The organism is Pseudoflavonifractor sp. MSJ-30 (assembly GCF_018918045.1).
Classification (GTDB): domain Bacteria; phylum Bacillota; class Clostridia; order Oscillospirales; family Oscillospiraceae; genus Faecousia.
In genome coordinates this window covers 1-20,827 of sequence record NZ_JAHLPU010000061.1, presented here as the reverse complement: position 1 = coordinate 20,827, position 20,827 = coordinate 1, and the positions used below count along the sequence as shown (strand labels likewise).

General features: G+C 47.9%; 23 protein-coding genes. 2 read left to right on the top strand and 21 right to left on the bottom strand.

Annotated features, from left to right (window positions below):
* Positions 1-199: 199 nt before the first annotated feature.
* The 21 genes from KQI10_RS09965 to KQI10_RS09865 all read right to left on the bottom strand — a co-directional run bounded on the left by KQI10_RS09965 (position 200) and on the right by KQI10_RS09865 (position 18,307).
* The gene (locus KQI10_RS09965) at positions 200-739 is read right to left on the bottom strand and encodes a hypothetical protein (RefSeq protein WP_216567255.1); all 540 of its coding nucleotides are present in this window, start codon (positions 737-739) and stop codon (positions 200-202) included.
* A gap of 162 nt (positions 740-901) precedes the next feature.
* Positions 902-1,600: a sugar transferase gene (locus tag KQI10_RS09960; protein WP_216567254.1), complete on the bottom strand. Its 699-nt coding sequence runs from the start codon at positions 1,598-1,600 to the stop codon at positions 902-904.
* A gap of 17 nt (positions 1,601-1,617) precedes the next feature.
* Positions 1,618-2,913, bottom strand: a complete 1,296-nt coding sequence (locus KQI10_RS09955; RefSeq protein WP_216567253.1) for an O-antigen ligase — start codon at positions 2,911-2,913, stop codon at positions 1,618-1,620.
* 37 nt (positions 2,914-2,950) lie between these two features.
* Positions 2,951-3,481 (bottom strand): DapH/DapD/GlmU-related protein, encoded by a 531-nt coding sequence (locus tag KQI10_RS09950; RefSeq protein ID WP_371818401.1) that lies wholly within the window; start codon positions 3,479-3,481, stop codon positions 2,951-2,953.
* A 2-nt stretch (positions 3,482-3,483) separates the two neighbouring features.
* Positions 3,484-4,290, bottom strand: a complete 807-nt coding sequence (locus KQI10_RS09945; RefSeq protein WP_216567251.1) for a glycosyltransferase family 2 protein — start codon at positions 4,288-4,290, stop codon at positions 3,484-3,486.
* Between the two features lie 28 nt (positions 4,291-4,318).
* A complete protein-coding gene (locus KQI10_RS09940) occupies positions 4,319-5,221 on the bottom strand; it encodes a phosphorylcholine transferase LicD (protein ID WP_216567250.1) in 903 nt (300 codons plus the stop codon).
* Between the two features lie 24 nt (positions 5,222-5,245).
* Positions 5,246-6,007, bottom strand: a complete 762-nt coding sequence (locus tag KQI10_RS09935; RefSeq protein ID WP_216567249.1) for a glycosyltransferase family 2 protein — start codon at positions 6,005-6,007, stop codon at positions 5,246-5,248.
* On the bottom strand, positions 5,995-6,765 hold the full coding sequence (locus tag KQI10_RS09930) for a YveK family protein (RefSeq protein ID WP_216567248.1): 771 nt from the start codon (positions 6,763-6,765) through the stop codon (positions 5,995-5,997). Before KQI10_RS09930 ends, KQI10_RS09935 begins: the two co-directional genes overlap by 13 nt.
* Before the next feature lie 35 nt (positions 6,766-6,800).
* Positions 6,801-8,015, bottom strand: a complete 1,215-nt coding sequence (locus KQI10_RS09925) for a glycosyltransferase (RefSeq protein ID WP_216567247.1) — start codon at positions 8,013-8,015, stop codon at positions 6,801-6,803.
* Positions 7,990-8,694, bottom strand: a complete 705-nt coding sequence (locus tag KQI10_RS09920) for a CpsB/CapC family capsule biosynthesis tyrosine phosphatase (protein WP_216567246.1) — start codon at positions 8,692-8,694, stop codon at positions 7,990-7,992. Before KQI10_RS09920 ends, KQI10_RS09925 begins: the two co-directional genes overlap by 26 nt.
* 3 nt (positions 8,695-8,697) lie before the next feature.
* Positions 8,698-9,441: a CpsD/CapB family tyrosine-protein kinase gene (locus KQI10_RS09915; protein ID WP_216567245.1), complete on the bottom strand. Its 744-nt coding sequence runs from the start codon at positions 9,439-9,441 to the stop codon at positions 8,698-8,700.
* Positions 9,442-9,444: 3 nt separating this feature from the next.
* Entirely contained in the window at positions 9,445-10,275 is an 831-nt protein-coding gene (locus tag KQI10_RS09910) for a YveK family protein (protein ID WP_216567244.1), read from the bottom strand.
* Between the two features lie 49 nt (positions 10,276-10,324).
* Entirely contained in the window at positions 10,325-11,659 is a 1,335-nt protein-coding gene (locus KQI10_RS09905; RefSeq protein ID WP_216567243.1) for a hypothetical protein, read from the bottom strand.
* 26 nt (positions 11,660-11,685) lie between these two features.
* Positions 11,686-12,690 (bottom strand): LCP family protein, encoded by a 1,005-nt coding sequence (locus KQI10_RS09900; protein ID WP_216567242.1) that lies wholly within the window; start codon positions 12,688-12,690, stop codon positions 11,686-11,688.
* Entirely contained in the window at positions 12,687-12,929 is a 243-nt protein-coding gene (locus tag KQI10_RS09895) for a hypothetical protein (protein WP_216567241.1), read from the bottom strand. Before KQI10_RS09895 ends, KQI10_RS09900 begins: the two co-directional genes overlap by 4 nt.
* Positions 12,930-13,547: 618 nt before the next feature.
* Positions 13,548-14,216: a hypothetical protein gene (locus KQI10_RS09890; RefSeq protein ID WP_216567240.1), complete on the bottom strand. Its 669-nt coding sequence runs from the start codon at positions 14,214-14,216 to the stop codon at positions 13,548-13,550.
* Between the two features lie 52 nt (positions 14,217-14,268).
* Positions 14,269-15,846, bottom strand: coding sequence for a recombinase family protein (locus KQI10_RS09885; RefSeq protein WP_207726614.1), 1,578 nt, complete (start codon positions 15,844-15,846; stop codon positions 14,269-14,271).
* Between the two features lie 145 nt (positions 15,847-15,991).
* Positions 15,992-16,186 carry a hypothetical protein gene (locus tag KQI10_RS09880; protein WP_002334813.1) on the bottom strand — a complete coding sequence of 65 codons (195 nt, stop codon included), beginning with the start codon at positions 16,184-16,186 and terminating at the stop codon, positions 15,992-15,994.
* A 71-nt stretch (positions 16,187-16,257) separates the two neighbouring features.
* The gene (mobV, locus tag KQI10_RS09875; protein WP_216567239.1) at positions 16,258-17,202 is read right to left on the bottom strand and encodes a MobV family relaxase; all 945 of its coding nucleotides are present in this window, start codon (positions 17,200-17,202) and stop codon (positions 16,258-16,260) included.
* Between the two features lie 184 nt (positions 17,203-17,386).
* The gene (locus KQI10_RS09870) at positions 17,387-17,782 is read right to left on the bottom strand and encodes a replication initiator protein A (protein WP_216567238.1); all 396 of its coding nucleotides are present in this window, start codon (positions 17,780-17,782) and stop codon (positions 17,387-17,389) included.
* Positions 17,783-17,893: 111 nt separating this feature from the next.
* Positions 17,894-18,307: a cysteine-rich VLP domain-containing protein gene (locus tag KQI10_RS09865; RefSeq protein ID WP_002584985.1), complete on the bottom strand. Its 414-nt coding sequence runs from the start codon at positions 18,305-18,307 to the stop codon at positions 17,894-17,896.
* A 641-nt stretch (positions 18,308-18,948) separates the two neighbouring features.
* On the opposite strand from KQI10_RS09865, the gene KQI10_RS11985 reads away from it, so the two are divergent.
* Positions 18,949-19,341, top strand: coding sequence for a GNAT family N-acetyltransferase (locus tag KQI10_RS11985; RefSeq protein ID WP_000393259.1), 393 nt, complete (start codon positions 18,949-18,951; stop codon positions 19,339-19,341).
* A complete protein-coding gene (aph(2'')-Ia, locus tag KQI10_RS09855; protein WP_216567237.1) occupies positions 19,342-20,781 on the top strand; it encodes an aminoglycoside O-phosphotransferase APH(2'')-Ia in 1,440 nt (479 codons plus the stop codon).
* Positions 20,782-20,827: the final 46 nt, after the last annotated feature.

Genomic DNA, 20,827 nt, shown 5'->3' with positions numbered 1-20,827 from the left:
AAAGCAGCCGATGGTTTTTTCTATCTTGAATTCCGTAAAGGACAATTATCAAATATGCCAATGTCCAGAAAACAACTGTTAAGTGGTTAAACAAAGCATAACTCCTTTGAAAGGACTCTCCCCACAGGGTATGGTGCATTCGGTCATCTCATCATCCTGCCGTCTGCACTGAATGTATACGACCCGGCTGCAAGAAAACTCAGCCGTCTTCGCGGAAGCCATCCAGCGCCCGAACCTGTTCAATCAGGTCATTGACGCAGCCCTGCATAAGGTTTATCTGAGAAATCTGCTGCTCAGTCCAGGCGCTCTTGGGCTCGATTTCGCTGATGTTCAGCCATAGCTCCCGCATTGCGCCATTTTCATCCGGCGCGCTGCCAAGCCGATAGCCAACGCCATCAGCGCCAACAGAAATCTCGAAAAGAAGGACCTCGTCCTTGCCTGCGCTGCCGTAAAATTTTTCGGTGTATTGATCGCCGGATGAGGCGTCTTCCGTCCAAACCCGGTCTGCCCACTCCGCTGGGAACGTCAGCACCCCTACCGGCGTCTGAATTTCCCCACTCGCCCTTTCGGCTACAGGTTCCTTCCCCATTGGAATGTCGTTATCCTTGCCGCCTCCGTGCAGCGTGAAAACCAGCACGGCGGCAAGGACGGCAACAGCAACAACCGCCGCCGCAAGCATCCACTTCTTTTTCCCTCGCTTCTTTTCAGCGGTGTCGTTCTGTCCGGTTTTTTCATTCATGTGTAAATCCTCCTTTTAAAATGCTGAAGAACTTTCGAATCAACCGTTAGAATACCTTTATACGGCTGATGCCAGAATTCTTGCGTCCCCCGCTCCGTCCGTCTTTCAGGCTCCTGTTTGCCGCGACACCGGCATGACGGACGGAGACTATACGCGGGCAATTCATTTTGCGCCTTGCTTTCTGATTACCGCCTTTAAGGTCTGAAACAATATTTGAATATCCCATAGGAGATTGGCATTCCGCGCATAGGAAAGCTCCATTTTCTGCCGCTCTCCCGCTCCATAGGAAGCGTTATTTCTGGCACTGACCTGCCAGTAGCCGGTCAGCCCAGGCTTTACAGTCAGCAGAAGCTCCTGCTCCTCACGCGTGTAATTCTCCTCCAGCTCCTGCCGGAGAATGGGTCTTGGGCCGACCATTGACATTTTTCCTGTAAGAAGGACATTGAACAGAATCTGCGGAAGTTCATCCAGGGAGCTGCGCCGCAGCCTCGCTCCAAAGCAGCAGCTGCCGTCGCCAGGCTTTTTCCAGCCAATCAGACGCGGATCGTCATCCAGCTTATATTCTTTTTGATACTCCCGCATCTGCCGCTCGTCCAGAATATCCTCCGGCCGATCCGAGCCTTTTTTCATGGAGCGCAGCTTTATCAGCTTAAACTCCTGCCCGTTTTGCCCCACCCGGGACTGAGCATAGAAAGGACTGCCACCGTCTCTGCACACAATCACAGCCGCGAGAATACCCATGGGAATCAGCGACAGAATGCCGAGGAGGAGGGACAGGACAATATCAAGCGCTCGCTTTGCCGCGCGGCAGCCTCTCTTTTCCACAGCGGCACAGGGCGCTGTGCGCACATTCATCATCATTCATCTCTACGCTTTCTTCAAACACTTTGCTGTTTTGAGCATAATTCTTTTATTCCTATAAATACATAAGCCGGTATCAGAAACAGTTCATCAAAAAACAGAATATCCACCGCTATCCAGGGAAGAATCGCCCCGACAACCAGCATGGCTGTGCGTATCACTTTCATGTCCGCCAAATGCTGATCGCCAACCACCTCCCGGTAAAGCCCCCATTGCCATGCCACGAGCAGGGCCCCGCCAAAAATGCCAAACTGATAGACCAGTTGTATCAATGTATTGTGCGATGCTTTTGGCGCAATCAGCACATTTGTAAAGCCCTGTCCCAGGAAAAGCAGCTTTGGGCTGTCAAAAATAGCGGTCAGGTATATTCTCCAAAGATCTGTGCGCCCAGTCGTAAACTCAGAGGTATTGTTTGCCCAGGAAAACCGTGTAAGAACTGTGTCGATTTTATCCCGAAACAGGGAGGAAGACGCGATATAAACGAGAAACACCACCAGGCTGAGAATCAGCGCTGCCTTCCTTGTGATTTTTTCTCTGGTCAGGCATATCTCGATCACCCACAGGAGCATCAGAAAAATCCAAATCAGGAAAAAGGATTTCGAACCGGATAGAAAACCACAATATACAAGGATTCCTGTCAGAACCAGCAAAACAGCCGATTCCCCCCGCCTTTGTCCATCGACAATCAAAACAAGGCAGGCGGCAATGGCAGCGGTTATATGCGCCGTATAGAAGTTCGGATCACCATAAAAACCACATCTGCGAGTAATTGACAGATAGGAATCCACCTTTATGTATTCGGCAATATTCGGATAACCGGCAAATCTCTCCGCCATCAGGGCAGCGATAACAATTCCAAGAGAAAAGAAAACGGTGAGCCAATAGAAATTATAGGCTCGGTTTTCAAAATTCAGCGTAGGGAACAGCGCCAGCATTGCGAGGAACATCAGGTAGCTGTTTGCAGGGCGGTAGCCGCTTATGATTTTTGCAAGCAGTGATAGGACAGCAATTGCCAGGGCAATGGCGACATAGTAATTCTGGAGCATGAATTTGTTTTTGACGATTTTGATGCACCCAATCATCAGCAGCGCCAATGTATAGAATGAAACACTGTCTGGTGAAAAACGCAGAAGCGCTGTCCATGGCAGGTAGAACAAAAGCACCGGCAGCTCATAGCTGTGAACACAGGTGTATGCGGCCTGAACCAGGAATAGCCCTAAGCAAAGGAAAATCAATATGCGGTTTTTATGGATCTGCGCGTAGCACAGGAGCAGAACCTGGGCACAGCAAAAAAGCAGGGCATGTTTTCTCATATTTTTCCCACTGATACTATGTGAGTATCACATCTTGTTATATTCGCGTTTTGATTACTTTTGCCGGTACGCCAGCACAAATTGAAAATGCCGGAACATCCTGTGTCACAACCGCGCCGGCAGCGATGATACACCCATTTCCAATATGTACCCCGGGCAGAATTGTTACATTGTCTCCAATCCAAACATCATCTCCGATTTGAACCGGCATCTCAGGCTCAAAACCCTGCCGCATCATGGGAACATCTGTTCGTGCGTGACAATGGTTGCGCGTAATGATGGTACAGTTTTCTCCCATCATGACATATGCGCCAATTTCGCAGGTGCCATGAATTCTGGCATTAAACCCGATTCCGGAGTAATCTCCCAAAGACACCTTTGGAGAAAAATACGCATGACGCTCAATATTTACCTGTACTCCGCAGTGACGCAGCATCAGCCGACCGCAAAAGCGTCTCAGCTGAGTTTGCCCAATTTTGATACCGGAATAGGAAACCGGGAGATGCTGCGCCACAGCATAATAGAGCAGCGCTCCTATTTTTCGCCTTATCTTACAAGATACTCCCACAACTAACTCTCTTCTTTCACATATTCGCCGCCATGCGCAGTGTAGTCCCGCGCGCCCCTTTTCATACTCCGCAGAGAGCCGGTGAAGCTGCCGTTTTCCTGCCATACCCTTCTGTGACGCAGCAGGTAAATGAAGCACCAAAGAAGCGTCAGCCGCGGATACATGGCTCGGTACAGAGCGCCTCGATCCCTGAGAAACTTTTCATCATAGCCGCGAAACCAGGAGGACGAACTGTCGTCCACATCCGCCAGGGTGAAGGGCACGGCGTAGATTTTCAGTCCGGCTTTCAGGCAGTCGCGAAGAAACAGCGTGTCCTCGCCGCAGGAATATTGGGCTCCCCCGCCAAAAAGCAGGGAGAACGAAATATGATGCTGAAAAATGCTGGTACGCCGGACGGCTATTCTTGCCGCGCCGTAGCGTTCAAAATTATACCAGTGCACACGCATCGGTCTTTGAATCTGATATCTGTTTTTCCTTGCGCCTATTGACTGGATGTTGAACACAAGAACATCCGCGTCAGGGAAATCTCTGAAAGCTCTCCCCAGCATTTCCGCATAGCCATCACGGTAAACAAGGTCATCGTCCGCGAACAGGCAGATGTCTCCGCGCGCGCGCATCAGCGCCGTATTCCGGCTCAGGCCGACCCCCAGTTCCTCGCAGCAGAGAAAACGAACCAGATGGGCATTCTGCCGGAATTCCCGCCATTGAAAGGGGCTGCCCTGATTAATCACAACAGCATCACTTTGAACACGCATCTGTTCTAAAATGGAATCGTCCTTCCGGTTCATGGTCGCAATCAGCAGTTCCACACGCAATTGCTCTTCCCGCCTTGTCTTTCTATCGGATACTTTCATAGAATACCTCAATTTTTTGATTCCTTTGGTATCCCAAATACTCCGTATATGGGCGGTCTATATCAACGAGGAAGTTATGCTCCTTGCGTTTTCTGTCCTCTTCACTGGGCAGGATCCTATAGTCTCCATACAATCTGCGCAGCAGCGCGTCATAGTGGGCGGAAACCGGGTAGCCGCGTCCTTCAAATGGCATCACAACCGTCTCCTCCAGCCACGCCCGGGGAAATACATTTTTTTGATACATCGAACCGGCGGCGAAAAAAGTATGTACCATTTTTGTCCGAGGGTGTGTGCGGTTCAGCACATACTCATGGATTTTCCGAACCACAGGGCCAGGGATCAATGTGCTCGCCTGCATCACGGCTTTTTTCAGAACACTGTTTGTCGCCAGACCACGCAGTTGAAGCCCCTTCGCTATAACAACCTTTGACCCACAGAATTGCAGCATACGGACAACGCTGCAGTCTGACAGGTTGTCATAGGGGAAAATATCTATATAGATGCCCTGGTGCATCAGCGGATCTTTTGGAATATACTTCTCCATGCAGGCAGTATTGTTCAGCCGCAGTTTTGAAAAAAACATTGGCCAATGCGCAGAGTTTTCGCCCTGTACAAAGAAGACATCCGGTTCCAGCGTCTGCGGCGCAATCTGCAGGAAACGCTCGTACGCATCCCTGGGCATCAAAACATCAACATCATCATCCCATGGGATAAAGCCCTGATGCCGGACCGCGCCAAGCAGCGTCCCCGCGTAAAGCTGAAAAGGGATATTGTTCTGCTCGCATACATCCGCGAAGGCGTTCAGCAGAACTTTTAACGCGTTCTGGTGCTGCGTAAGACTTGACCCGCCAGAGACTTCTTGCCCGCTGTCATCCCGATCGCGCATATGCATCCCCCCCTTCTCCCTGTTTCAAAGATAGTATTTTTTGACTCCGTTGACAGAATACTGGAGAAAGTAAAACAGACTTCTGAATATATCCATTTCCAGATATTCCCGATAGATCCGCCAGCGTGAAGCCGCCGCGCGGAGCTTGTTATGGGAACGGGATCCCTTCATCAGGCGATAATGGGTCAAAACGTGTCTGTCTGTTTTGATTTGAATTGGCATTCTGAAAAGCTCCAGCCACAAAACATAGTCTTCATGCAGATAATCCGAACGGAAGGGATGCTCTTTAAGAAGGGCCGCCTCCGCGCATACCGTTGAGCATAATACTATGTTCTCTTTCAGAATCGTTTGATAGTTAATTACATCAGGAACAAGATGGGGCCGCAGGAGCGGCCGGTTGGCTTCGTCAATAAAATCATAGGAGGAGCAGGTAAACTGTGCTTTCGTTTTCTCCAGCAAACCGACCTGCCGCTCCAACTTGTTCTCAAGCCAAATATCATCGCTGTCAAGAAACGCGATATACGCACCATCAGCCGCTCGAATGCCTGTATTTCTGGAAGAAGCGACACCTTTGTTAACCGGGTTTTCGATCACTCTGATTCGCGAGTCTGTCCGTTCATAGCCCCGCGCAATCGAAAGAGAATCGTCTTCTGAACAGTCCTCAACAATAATCAGCTCGTAATTCCGGTAGGTCTGCCGCAGCACGGAATCCACAGCGTCTCGAATTGTGCCGGACGCATTATTGACCGGCATTATGATTGAAACCTTTTTATTCAGCCTTTCCACGACTCTCCCCTATTCTTATACTTTCTGGTCCCGGACAACACTTTTGACTTTGGGACAATCGCCAATGTAGGGATCCCAGCCGCTGCTTCAATATCCTGTGGTTTATGTGGACGGTCATCAAATGTGAATCTCAGAAAAATCGCGCATACAGCCAGGGAAGTACCCCAGATAAAGCCCATAGCCGCAAAGCTCTTTTGTCCCATGCCAGAGCTTTCGTCAGGAGGAATTGCCTCTGAAAACAAAATCGGCTGTGGGACACGCATTGTCGTAAACATAAACTTTTGCCCTGCCAGCGCATAAGCGTTCGCAAATTTTGCTGCCTCCTGAGGGACTTCGGCGGTGCAGCTGATATATAGCACCCGGGTTCCCGCCGGGTTGCTGATCTCCACCTGCTCCGGCCGGAGCAGGCGGCTGTCCGACCCGAGAAAATCCGTAACATTCTCTTGCAGTTCCCATGTCTTGAAAACTTCCTGATAGTCGATTGCCAGGAGCGTCCCGGTTCGGATAGACGACAGATTCCCGCTGAGTGTTTCCTGGCCCGTAATATAAAGTTTGGCGGTTGCGGTATAACGCGGGGGGAGCATCCAATTGAAATAACATAGAGACAAACCGGCTCCAAGAAGCGCTGACAGTACTATATAGGGAGCCTTTGCGCGGAGCAGAAAAAGGAACTCCCAAATCGAAAATTGCTTTTTTTGCCAAGCCCCGCCTTTTTTCGTTTTTTTGCCAAACTTATTTCGTGTTCTTCGAATAATCATAGAACGATCCGCATTTCTCCATGCAATTTGTCTGATCATGAAATCAGATGGCGAAACTCGGTAATCGCGTCCGAGTTTGTAAACACCATCTTCTCCAGACTTTCTCGATGGCTCTTCAGAATTTCGGGGTTTGCGAGAAGCCGCTCCAAGCCCTCCGTAATTCCCACCTGCGTGTTATCACATACCCAGCCGTATCCCGAGCAAAGGATCATTTCCTCTGCCGAGGAGGTCCTGGTTGACAGAACCGGTGTGCCGAGACTTGCCGCTTCGCCGATCACCATCGGCGCTGCCTCAGAAAAAGAGGGAATCAGCAGAACGTCCGCCGCCTTCAGATATCCATACGGATTGAGCATTTCTCCCAAAAGCGTAACGCTCGTTTCAAGTCCGAGCCGTTTTACCATTGCGGCGGCCTTCGGATACTCCACACCGTTTCCGATAATAAAATAGCGCAGCCTTTTTCCCGCTCTCTGTACATCAGCCGCCGCTTGAATGCCGCGGAGGACTCCTTTTTCCCTGCCAAATCGGGATAACGTTACAACGTTTACCAAGGTCTTTGATAAAGCAGCCGGGGCTTGCGCGGCATCATGGTGAAGCCGCTCATAATCATGGCAGTTGCGTACAACCTGAACCTTTTGTTTCAGTTCCGGAAATACCGCTGAAAAAGCATCTTTACACCCGGCTGAGCAGGCCGCAATCGCGTCAAACTTCTGGTATATACTGGCGTTGTATCGAGAGCCGGCGCGCATTTTTTCATAGTCGCAATGAAGAAAGCTGATTTTCTTTTCAGCTTCCGTGCAGCGCAGAACAAACTCATTGCATCCACCGTAAAACACATGGTCATTTCCGCTGTGAAGATATGAAATGGCAACATCGTATCCTCTCAGCTTTTTCTGAAACGGGAACAGAATTCTGCATATCCATTTGCGACCGGCTGCACGCGTAATCGCCGCGGAGAACGCCCGCGAAAGCTGAAGTCGCAGCCCCGCAGCATCCTCCCGGGTCGCGCCCCACCCGCGAAGCACTCTGCACGCAGTAATAACCCTGACGTTTTCCGGAACATCCCGCAACAGTTCTCCCCCTTTATAGAAAAGGAGCAGGGTAACTTCATACTCGGAGGCAATTTCCTTCAGCAGGTTTACCAGCGCCTTTTGGACGCCGCCAATATGCATATTGTTGTTGACAATCAGGATACGCTTCCTTGGTGTATCCGTAGCGCATCCCTCCTCAACAAAACCGTTCTTCCGTGACAAACATTTCGAGTGCCTTCCTGTTTTTTCTTTCCGAAAAAAATTGAAATGCCTCTGCCATTCTGGGTGGACGGGTTTCCAGATTATGGGCATCTGTTGCCCAGATATCTGCAATCTGATTGTGAGTCAGCCGATGGACGAGCAGCGATGCGGACAGATTGTGCTTCAACGCAAAATCGCAGTTCATCTGATAGCATACATCGTATTTTTCTTTTATAGCTTTCAAGAAAGACAAATCCTGCCAAAACAGCCGATAACGCTCCACATGAGCGACAACCGGAAGAAAGCCGTGGCGAAATAGCTGGCTGATCGCATTTTCAAACGTCCCCCTGTCCACCGTCCCCCAGAACTCCAGCAGAACATACTCTGAATCTCCCAATGTTGGAATTCTGCGATCCAGGAGCATGGAAAGCGTCATCGGTGTATATCGGATCTCCGCTCCAGAGATAACACGCAGCGGCAGATTTTCCTCGGAGCAATAGGACTGCGCTTCTTTCAGTCTCTGCCAATAAAGCTCAATATCAAAAGGACGGACGCCCGGCAGCGCATGCGGCGTCGCCGCAACGATTCCGATTCCCTGCTCCGCATTCCTTCGCAGAAGCGCGATCATCTCCTCACGGTTTTGAGGACCGTCGTCTATTCCCCAGAGAACATGCTGGTGCAAATCGACAAACCTATCCATACTTCACTTTTTCTGAGCAGTCTTTTTACCGCCATGCGCGCCGTATTGGTTTTTATAATAATAGGTATAGCGTTCGGACTTGTAGTAATATTTGCGGTTGCTGTACGCGTCAAAATCCACATCGTTCAGGACCGCCCCCAATACCTTGCATCCCGTTTTTTCGATTGCGGCCTTTACATCGCCGATCTCCTGTTTCTTTCCCCGGTTATAAGAAACGACAATCAACGCTCCGTCGCAGTATTTTGCAATTTCCACCGCATCTACAACCACGCCTGCCGGCGGAGAATCCACCAGAACAACATCAAAGCTGCTGCGGAGCTGTTCCATAAGCTCCGGCATACGTCCGGTTGACAGAAGCTGCAGAGGGTTGCTCACCTCACGCCCCACAGGAATCATATAGGCGTTAAAAATGTTTGTTTCGTATAATATGTCCTTCATCTGGCACATACCGGCCAAATATTGCGCAAGCCCCATAGGTGTGCTGGTATCAAATCGGACACGAAACTGACCAATCATTCCCGAGCGCCGCAAATCGGTATCCAGCAAAACAACGCGCTTATTGAGGCTGGACAGTGTCCGCATCAGGTTCATAGAAGTAAAGGTCTTTCCCTCGGACGCGTATCGGCTGGTTATCAGAATAGTTTTTATGTCTGTTCCACAATAAAACAAGTTGGTTGACAGCGTATTGAACGCTTCATTCGCGGCGTACTCCAGCGCCGGAAGTCTGGAAATTTCAATTTGGTTCATGCTTCATCCTCTTGTTCTTTTTGTGGTCTGCGTTGTAGACGGTATAATCGCCAGTGTAGGAATACCCGCGTACTGAGAAATATCCTCCGGAGTTTTGGGCCGGGTATCAAGCAGTTCCTTCAATAGAATCACCAAAACCGCCAGTGCGGTCCCCGCCAGCAGCCCAATCGCGACATAGCTTGTCCTGCTGATACCCGTGGCCATGCCGGGAACCAGTGCCACAGAAAAGGTGCTCGGCTCCTCAGAATCCATTGTTTCAACAATGAACTTCTTCGCGGCTTTGGCATAGGAATTTGCCATCTTCGTAGCCAAATCCGGGTCCGTATTCTTGATCGTGATATAGAGTACGCGCGTATCAGAAGGATTCGTTACCGTCAGCATCTCCTGCATGTCTTTATAAGTGTATGGCAGGTTCAATTCCTCCCGCACCATCTCATGGACTTCCCAGGTTTGAAAAACCTCCTGATAATCCTTCGTCAAATAGGAACCGATTTGAAGATCGGCAAGGATGGAGCTGCTGTCCTGACCCATAATATAGAGCTTCGCGGTTGCCGCGTACACAGGACTCATCAAAAAGAACACATATGTTCCAACGAGAATTGCACTCAGCACTGCGCTAAGAAGAATATACTTGAATTTGGACAAAACCAGGTAGACAAGTTCAACCGAGTTCCTGCCGTCCAGGCCGGTGCCGGCGGCGTTCCCCGGACGCTCACTTGAAGCGCTTGCTTTCTCCGCCGTCAGCAGCGTACGGGAAATAGCCTCGGCAATCCTTTGCGTTTCATACAGCTCTGTTCTGTTCCCCTGGAAATCATTGTTTCTTTGTTCAGCCATTGCTTCAGTATCCTTCCCATGGCAGGCTTCCCCCGCCGTATCTGTTTTATCAGGTCAATGGCTCACTCAGCACAGCCAACAGCGCGGGGTGCTCCTCCATGACCTCCAAGCCAACCTGCGGGAAGGTGATATCAACAAAACCATCCTTCACTTCCGCCCGCAGCGCAACCCAGTCTAATGCATGGCCGTCGGTATCCGTCTGATTCTCCCGTTCCAATCCAAGCATAGCGACGATGCTCTGGCCGTCCTTAAACGGCGTCGCAAAGCTGAAGCGAACAAGCACATCCCCGTATGTGTGTTTATAGTTCACACAATCCACACTCAGGATTTCATAGGTAACCAGGCTGTCCGTGTCAAATCCATCCGGCAGAAGAAGCTGTGCCTCGCGCTGTGCTGTAAGCGGATAAAAGCTGATAAATGGTTTTTCCGCAGCCCTCTGCGTGCGCATTTCCGAAATCTCTTCGCGGATAGTCTCAGTTTCCTCTTCACGGCGGACTTTAAACGACTCCGGCAGCTTTGTTCCGCTTTCTCCAACGGACTCCTGAACAATGGCTGTATCGTCAGCCGTCTTACTGGGATATGTAATGACAATCTCACCATCTTCATAGCGAATTACTCCGCCATGGGTTCCGATGCGGTCTGTCAGGACAGAGAAAACAATGTCTTCTCCTTCCACACGCTCCACAAGCTCCGCGGGAAGCACAAATTCGATTTTCCCCACTTCCGTGACGGAAGCCTTAAGCGGCGTCCATTCAATCGCCCCAAAATCCTGGTCGTCTTTGCACGCCCGGCGATCTCCCACCATGACGATTACAAGCCGATTAGGGATATAGTCTGCGTCAATGACTGCGGTTGCCTTTGCGTCGCAGTTTTTGTCCTCTGCCTTTTCAATGCGAATCTGCATAAACTCCGTCATATGCAGAATATCCACGCCGGCCCCCTTGGGCAGCAGCTCCTCCACCGCTTTCTGTACCTCTTCGTCAAAGTAGCGGACAGGCTTGCGCTGCTCTGTCTGTACAAAGTTATAAATGTCGGAAAGCGCGTTGCTTGTCAGCTTATCCGGTTCCTCCACCGCGACTTCATGGGTTTTCCCGTTCCTTACATCTTCAAACGACAAGACGAAATCCTGCGTCGGCATACCCGGGACGTCGGTATAGCAAATGTCGCTGGGATCAGACAGAATCTGTGAAGAAAAATCAAAGTCATCTTCCGGAAGCGTCTGCTCCACAGATTCCGACGGCATCGTCTGCGCCTCGGTCTGTGCCTCGGTCTGCGTCTGCGGCATTGCCGCGCTGTCCGCGCTCTGCGGTGTTGTTTTCGCACATCCCGAAAATACAGCGGTAAGAGCAAGGGCAACTGTCAACAAAGCAATAATCTTTTTCATACAAATCCTCCTCACATAGAACTACGTTACTCAAAAAATGTTTCTAAAATAAATGTGTTTAATGATTGCCTGTCTGGATAGAATTCTACAAAGCCATCTTCCCCAATGCGATGCGTCCCAGCCAGTGTCAAAATGTCCCCGCAGGTATACCGGCTGTATTTGTACGCCTCGTTGATAAGGAAGCCCCGTTCCATATCTGTTGTCAGCTCCTCGCTCATCGAATCGTAGAGATTTCCAATAAAGTCCAAATCTGACGATGTACGCTCGAGAAACAGGGGAAGGGCTTCATCCATGTATTGCCGTTGACGGCGCATTCTCATGGCATTTGTACCGTCAGACACTTCGCGGCGATTGCGGACAAATATTTCCGCCTGCTTTCCCTCCAGATGGATTGTCCTGCCCTTGACCATCTCAGGATCAAGCTGAGAAAAGTCATCTTCCAGCGTCACCGTCACGCCTCCCAGCGCATCATTGAATGTGGAAACGCCATCCAAATACATTGCCACATAGTAGTCAATGGGAATGCCCGCAAACAAATCTGACACGGCTTTTTCTGTGTTTTTGCTTCCCTCAGCGACATCGCTTCCATAGGCTTGCGCCAAGCAAAGCTGCATCACCCGGCTTCCGGCTGAATCACCGAACGGACCGTAAATGGGTACGTCTGTCATCGTGTCACGGTCAATATGAATCGGAGTAATGCTCTTCTCCTGTTTATCAATACAGAGCAGCAGCACAAAGTCCGCCTGACTTCCGTATCTTCCATCTGAATACTGCGTGTCACTTCTGGCGTCAATACCCAGCAGCAAGATGTTTACCAGCTGTTTTTCACGGTATTCATAAACGTTTCCTTCATATTTGATAGAATATTTAGCTGAAAACCGCCCAGTTAAATCTCCGTAACGCTCGCCGTCATTCCCTGCGGAAAGGCTGCGGTCGATATAATGCGTGACCAGCAAGATTGCACAATATAGTGAAACGATGCACGCCACAATCTGAAGCAGCCGTTTTTTCTTATTGGTGTGGTGTTTCATTCTGACAAACCCACCTCTTTTGATTTGAGATTCACTTCGTAACGCATGGCCACCTGATTGGCATACACCATGGAGTTATAGGGCACGTCCACATCCCTGCCGCAGTCGTAATGGCAGTGCCAGATCACAGAGTCCTTCTTGTCTCTTTTCTCTGTGGGGTGCAGCGCCACCAATCGGCCAAAGCGCCGGCCTGTGATATCCACGGCGGTATACCCCCGAGCAGCAGGTGCTTTTTCCATGAACGGGGCTCCTTTCCGGTTTATTTCAGCGGCAGCGGCGCGGCAAGTCTCAGGGGTAAACCTCTCGTTTTCCTGCATCTCTTATTCATCGAAATACCTCCTACTTTATCCTCCGGCACATTCGTGCGCAGTTAAAATCGCTCCAATCACTCCGATTTCGGTGCCGAAACAGCGTATTACTGTACATAATTCATATTATGTCAGGCAAGCCCAAGATACATAACTCGCATTTGATTTTTACGAGACATATTTCACCATTGCCATATTTATAAGTCAAGCCACATAATAACGAAATCAGTTTTAGTGCTGGAATATTTTTTCACGAATCGATTTTTCTGAAAATAAGCAGCACAGCAACACCCTTGCGGCGCTTTTTAAATGCGGGGAGGGTATGCCTTGCTGCGCCAAAAAACTGGCATGTACCCCCAATACCGGGTGTCCAGTATTGGGGGTACATATCAAAAATCACAGGAGGGCGCACTATATTCTTAAATAAAACAGAGGCAACCGGCTTCCCCTTCGGAAAATCGTTTGCGTTGCCGTTCCGCTGGGAAGGTTGTGCCGTCTCTCATCAGTCACAGTCCAAGGGCCGTGTCAGTTCCCCCAGAGGAAGCCTTTTTACAGCTTTGCGGATTCCTCCCGGAGCCAGCGGTAGGTCGGGTCTTCGGCGAAAGCCCGGGGATCATTTCGGCGGAAGACGTCCGCAAAGTCCAGGGCGATGCGGCGGTATTTTTCGGCTTCCGCCCCGTCCCCCTGCTCATCCGCGTATCCGCGCAGGACCATAAGCATATCGAACAGCTGATCCATGCACAGGCCCATGTGGGCCTGTGCGGCCTTTGCCGCCTTTTCCCCCTCCAGCAGAAGGGCCATCTGCTCCAGCTTTGTGAAATAAACTTCCGGCAGCTGCTCCAGGGTGGGCTCCACCAGATCCTGCTTGCCCAGCCGGGAATAGGTATCCGCCAGAATGCGGATGGCGTCGTACTTCACCTCGTCGTCATGGGTGGAGGCGATCAGGGATTTGCAGATGGCAATGATTTCGCTGCCGTGCTCCGGCAGGTGGAGCGCATAGAGAAGATTGTTGAGAATGATGTCATTGCCCGGAAACTGCTTCAGGCCGTTTCGGAGGATGGCGGCAGAACGCTCCGGGTCGGTTCTGCGGTACTGGGCGGCATCCGAACAGATCTCAAAGACCCGCTCCTCATTTTCAAGGCGGTTGTATTCGAAAAGCTCATCAGTGGACACACCGAAAAGGAAGGCGATGGCGGGAATCAGGGTAATATCCGGCATGGCAGCCCCCGTTTCCCTTAGTTAAAGATATTGTTGGGTATCTCAAGATGTGTCATTCGATTTTGCCGATAAAGCGGTAGAAGATTTCCACTTCCTGTTCCCGGCTTCCGTCCTCACTTTTGACCGCTTCATGGACAAGGATTTTTTCAATCAGCGTATTCAGAAGTTCAGCCGTCAATTCTGTGGGATTGACATACTGTTTCATCAGACCTATCCACTTTTCAGCGTCAACCGCTGTCTGGGCGGCGACCTCCATCGCTTCGTGAAGCCGTTCAATTTTTGCGTCCAATTCTCGCTGTTCGCCCTGATACTTTTCGGACAGCATATTGAAATTGTATTCTGTAATGCGTCCGGCAGACCAGTCCTCATACATTTTTGCAAACAGGGTGTCTACTTCTGCTTTGCGCTTTTCCGCCTTTTTCAGTTCGGCTGTCTGCCGCTTCCTTGCAGTATTGCGTTCCTTGTCGCTGGCGTTAAGTAGCCGTTTCAGAAGTTTGTCCCCATCCTGCTGTACCAGCACAGACCAGTATTGCAGACGGGAAAGGACATAGGCGTAAAGCACATCATAGCGGATATAGTGCATGGAACACTGGTGCAATCCTTGCCCGTACTTGCTACAATGGTAGTGGGCATAGTGATTTTTGTTCTGGCTGTTCATACCATAGGCCAGCGACCAGCCGCAGTCCGCACATTTTACCAGCCCGGAAAATATCTGTGTTGTGCCGTTCTTCTGCCGTCTGCGCCTGTTGCAAATCTGCTCCTGTACTTGACGGAACACATCTTCGGAAATAATCGCTTCGTGGGTGTTCTCCACACGATACCATTCCTCTTTTGGCTTGCGTACTTTCTTCTTGTTTTTGAATGAAATATTGGTCTGCTTATTGTGGACGCTGTGTCCGATATAGGTTTCCTCTTTCAGAATACTTTTCACCTGCGCTATCGTCCACGCATAGGCTTTTTCCTCCGGCGCTCCGGCATAGATATTTGCGAAAGTGCCGTATCTCTGGAAATTCAGCCAGCCGGGAGTAGGTACTTTTTCTTCGACCAAAATCCGTGTAATGCTGGCGGCTCCCCGGCCATGAACGGCAAGGTCAAAAATCTTTTCGATAATCCACCTTGTTTCCGGGTCAATCAGAAGATGGCCTTTCTTATCCGGGTCTTTGACATAGCCAAGCGGAGCATAGGCTCCATAGTGTGCGCCATTTGCGAACCGTGTCCGCATGGCCGCCTTTACCTTTTTGCTGGTCTGGCGGGCGTGCATTTCATTCAGAATGTTGAGGAATGGGGCAAGCTCATTCTCTCCGTTGATGGTGTCCACATTGTCATTGACAGCGATATAGCGGACGCCTTTGCTGGGAAAGTAGATTTCCGTGTACTGGCCGGTCAGAATGTAGTTTCTGCCTAAGCGGGATAAATCCTTCGTAACAACGCAGTTGATTTTCCCGTCCTCAATGTCATCAATCATTCTCTGAAAATCCGGCCTGTCAAAGTTCGTTCCAGACCATCCATCGTCGATATATTCATCTATGACATTCAGGCCATGCTCGGCGGCATATTGCCGGAGCATCATGCGTTGTGTCTGAATACTCCCGCTTTCTCCTTGCAGTTCATCGTCCCGGCTCAATCTCATATAAAGCGCCGTGTTGTAAATCGTAGTATTGTAAGGTTGTTTCACCGTTAAAAATCCTCCTTCTAAAGAAACAACCCACGCTTACAATACTTTTGCTCTATGGCAATTATATCATAAGCGTGGGCGTGTTATCAATGATGGGCTATCAGGTTGAAGCGGCTTTTTCTGCGGTATGCCGCACCACATCTACAATCAGATCACCGAGGGGCTTCCCGCCTGCGGCGAAGTGTTCGGAGATTTTTATACGGTTGTTCCCACATACAAAATACTGCGTGCCGTTCTCTGCTTGTATGACCTGCCCTGTCCGGGGTGTAAAAATATCGCTTTCGCTTTTTGCCATCCAGTGTCCTCCATATTCAGTTTTCAAGGTACAATGCCGCACAGGAGCGGCGAAAATTTCTGCTTATACTATCACCTTTCCTTTACCGTGTGCCGCTGCTGCCGTTTCAGTTCCGCCAGTATATCCGGCGGGATACGGTCAACCAGCCGCTGTAAATTGTCCAGTTCGCTTTTCAGCTTTGCCCGTTCCATCGTATCTTTCATCTTGCCTTTTTCACTGGCCTTTGCCCTTGCTTCCAACTTTTGATTTTCTTCCAAAAGGTCTTTGATCGTGACCTTGTACTTTTTCAACTGCCCGGAGAAGTTCTCCATCTGCGGGAACCACTTTTTCAGCATGGAGAGGGCTTCCTCTTTTTTCTTTCCGGCGTTCAGTGGGTTAATGCCGTCAAGGGCGGCTTCAATGGCTCTGGCCTGTTTGGAGAGGGAAACCGCCTGTTTGAAAAGCCGGGTGGGGATATGCTTCCGGCCTGTCTTGCTGGCACTTTCCCCACGCTCCAAGTCGGGATATTTCTCCACCATATAGGCGTGAAAATCATCCTGCCACTTCGTCAGGTTTGCCCGGTTGCCGATAATCTCCTTTGCACACAGGCGGTTGTCCTTTGTCAGCGGAACAAAGGTCAAATGCAGGTGGGGCGTTTTCTCGTCCATATGTACCACCGCCGACACGATATTTTCCCGTCCTACCCGGCCAATGAGGAAAGCTGCCGCCCTCTGGAAAAACGCCTGTATCTCCTTTGGAGATTTCCCCTTGAAAAACTCCGGGCTGGCAGTTATCAGCGTATCGACAAACCGTGTGCTGTCTTTCCTCGTCCGGCATCCGGCCTGCTCGATACGGCTCTGAATGAAGTGGTAATAGCGTCCCTCCGGCTTGACGATATGGAAGTTGTATTTACTCCGGCTTGTGTCAATGTCGGGGTTGCTGGCGTATTGTTCTTTCTGTCTTTCGTGATGGGCTTCCAGCGGCCTTGCCGGGTTGCCCTTGTGCTTCTCAAACCGCAAAATTGCGTGTTGTGCCATTCTGCTCCTTTCCCCATTCCTTTCCTATCCGGGGTTTTCCACAGGGAAAATCCCGCCGGAATTATCTCTGATACGATAGGAATGGAATGGATATAAATAAATCATTTTAATCTTTGTATTTCTATATACCGTCCGGTTTTCGTACTTCAGGGGGGGCGGTTTCCGTACTTCATGGGTACGGTTTTCAGCCCTCCGGCGTACCAGAACGGGATTTCTTGAAGTCGGTGTTTGGAACCGCTTCATAGGATTTTGGGAAAATGCGGTTGGGTTTTCCACAGCCCTGCTTCTGGATTTCCACCAGTCCGGCGTATTGCAGTTCCCGCAGGGTGTTCACCGCTTTCTGCCGCCCACAGTGGAGCAGGTCAACCACCTCGCAGATGGGGTAATACAGGAAAATCCGTCCGCAGTCATCCGCCCACCCATTCTTGCGGGATAACTCTGTCCGGCGCAGGATAAAGGCGTACAGAACCTTTGCCTCGTTGGACAGGGGCCTGAATGTGGGGGCTTCAAAGAGGAAATTCGGGAGCCGGGTGAAGCTGAACGCCTTTTCCGGCTGATGGATATAGATGGTATTTGTCATAGTGCGTTTTGTGGACGGTTAGAAGCCCGTTTTCCGGGGTGGGCGATACTTTATACCACCTGCCCCGGTTTGGGGCTTGCGGAGCCTGATAAATCAAGGCTTTTCTCGCTCCTAACTGTCCACAGCAGACCTCCTTTTCCGTTCACTTTCTGTTTTCTGCCGCCTGTGTACTCTGGCGGCACAGCCGGGGCAGTATTTTGCCCGGTTGGATTTGGGGACGAACACACCGCCGCAGACCACACAGCGTTTCAAGTCCTTATCCCGGAAAATCTCCGCTTCCAGCGTCCCGTCCAGCGGCAAGACCGCCCAGCGGAACCACTTACAGCAGACCGAGAAAGAAACCGTCTGCGGGCAGGTGCAGGTGTCCCCATCGTCAAGGACAATGCAGTTGCCGTCCTCACAGCAACAGCACTCCCGGCGTATCAGGCTGGCCGCCTGTTTCCTCTGTGCCGGTGTCATGCGGTAAAGGGAACCGTCCGGCCTGCGTTCCAGCGGCGGCAAGTCTTTATAGGGGTTATTTCTCATGCGTTCCCTCCATTTTGCTTTCCGTTGCCGTTTTCCCCGAAAGGATTTCCAGCTTTGGCACGCTCCCCGCAGCTTCGGGACATTTTGTCCCGAAGTCCGGTTCCTTGCGGTGCTTCCCCAGCCGGGGTATTCCTTTTCGGACGGTCATTCTGTTTTCAAGGTGCTGTCCATCGATGAACTATCCTAAGTCTACACCTAAATAACCGCCCGTCCCGTATATCCAAGAGGTAGGAAATCCGCCCGGAAAACTCCCTATTTCCACGCTCTCGGAATTGTGGTATAATGGAAGAAAATATGAGGGAGGAGAATTTTTGAACATAATTAGACTGTCAAAGGAGCACATTGAGGAATGTGCAGATTTATTTATTGATGTGTTCACAAAAGCCCCCTGGAATGATACATACAATTCCAAAGGGCAGGTGATAAGTTATTTTCAAAACTACATAAACAATAACTACTTTGTAGGGTATGGCTTAAAAGACCAAAACTGTATGATTGCTATCAGCGTGGGAATGAAGAAACCATGGATTAACGGAATGGAATATTATATCGACCAGTTTTGTGTAAAGACTGACTTGCAAGGGAAAGGGATTGGAAGTTATTTTTTGAAATTGATTGAAAATGAGATACAGACAGAAAAAATGGAAGAAGTTTTAATTGATGATAATATGGTTTTTGATATTGATAATTTAAAAGGATTTCTTAATGATACCAGTTCATTTGGGTTTATAGCTAAAGAAAATAATAAAATTATAGGATTTGCATATTGCTATACACTTTTAAGACCTGATGGAAAAACAATGTTTTATTTACACTCAATAGGAATGTTACCTAACTATCAAGACAAAGGTTATGGTTCAAAATTATTATCTTTTATTAAGGAATATTCTAAAGAGATTGGTTGTTCTGAAATGTTTTTAATAACTGATAAAGGTAATCCTAGAGCTTGCCATGTATATGAAAAATTAGGTGGTAAAAATGATTATAAAGATGAAATAGTATATGTATATGATTATGAAAAAGGTGATAAATAAATGAATATAGTTGAAAATGAAATATGTATAAGAACTTTAATAGATGATGATTTTCCTTTGATGTTAAAATGGTTAACTGATGAAAGAGTATTAGAATTTTATGGTGGTAGAGATAAAAAATATACATTAGAATCATTAAAAAAACATTATACAGAGCCTTGGGAAGATGAAGTTTTTAGAGTAATTATTGAATATAACAATGTTCCTATTGGATATGGACAAATATATAAAATGTATGATGAGTTATATACTGATTATCATTATCCAAAAACTGATGAGATAGTCTATGGTATGGATCAATTTATAGGAGAGCCAAATTATTGGAGTAAAGGAATTGGTACAAGATATATTAAATTGATTTTTGAATTTTTGAAAAAAGAAAGAAATGCTAATGCAGTTATTTTAGACCCTCATAAAAATAATCCAAGAGCAATAAGGGCATACCAAAAATCTGGTTTTAGAATTATTGAAGATTTGCCAGAACATGAATTACACGAGGGCAAAAAAGAAGATTGTTATTTAATGGAATATAGATATGATGATAATGCCACAAATGTTAAGGCAATGAAATATTTAATTGAGCATTACTTTGATAATTTCAAAGTAGATAGTATTGAAATAATCGGTAGTGGTTATGATAGTGTGGCATATTTAGTTAATAATGAATACATTTTTAAAACAAAATTTAGTACTAATAAGAAAAAAGGTTATGCAAAAGAAAAAGCAATATATAATTTTTTAAATACAAATTTAGAAACTAATGTAAAAATTCCTAATATTGAATATTCGTATATTAGTGATGAATTATCTATACTAGGTTATAAAGAAATTAAAGGAACTTTTTTAACACCAAAAATTTATTCTACTATGTCAGAAGAAGAACAAAATTTGTTAAAACGAGATATTGCCAGTTTTTTAAGACAAATGCACGGTTTAGATTATACAGATATTAGTGAATGTACTATTGATAATAAACAAAATGTATTAGAAGAGTATATATTGTTGCGTGAAACTATTTATAATGATTTAACTGATATAGAAAAAGATTATATAGAAAGTTTTATGGAAAGACTAAATGCAACAACAGTTTTTGAGGGTAAAAAGTGTTTATGCCATAATGATTTTAGTTGTAATCATCTATTGTTAGATGGCAATAATAGATTAACTGGAATAATTGATTTTGGAGATTCTGGAATTATAGATGAATATTGTGATTTTATATACTTACTTGAAGATAGTGAAGAAGAAATAGGAACAAATTTTGGAGAAGATATATTAAGAATGTATGGAAATATAGATATTGAGAAAGCAAAAGAATATCAAGATATAGTTGAAGAATATTATCCTATTGAAACTATTGTTTATGGAATTAAAAATATTAAACAGGAATTTATCGAAAATGGTAGAAAAGAAATTTATAAAAGGACTTATAAAGATTGATTATATAATATATGAAAAGCTATTATAAAAGACATTAGTATTAAAT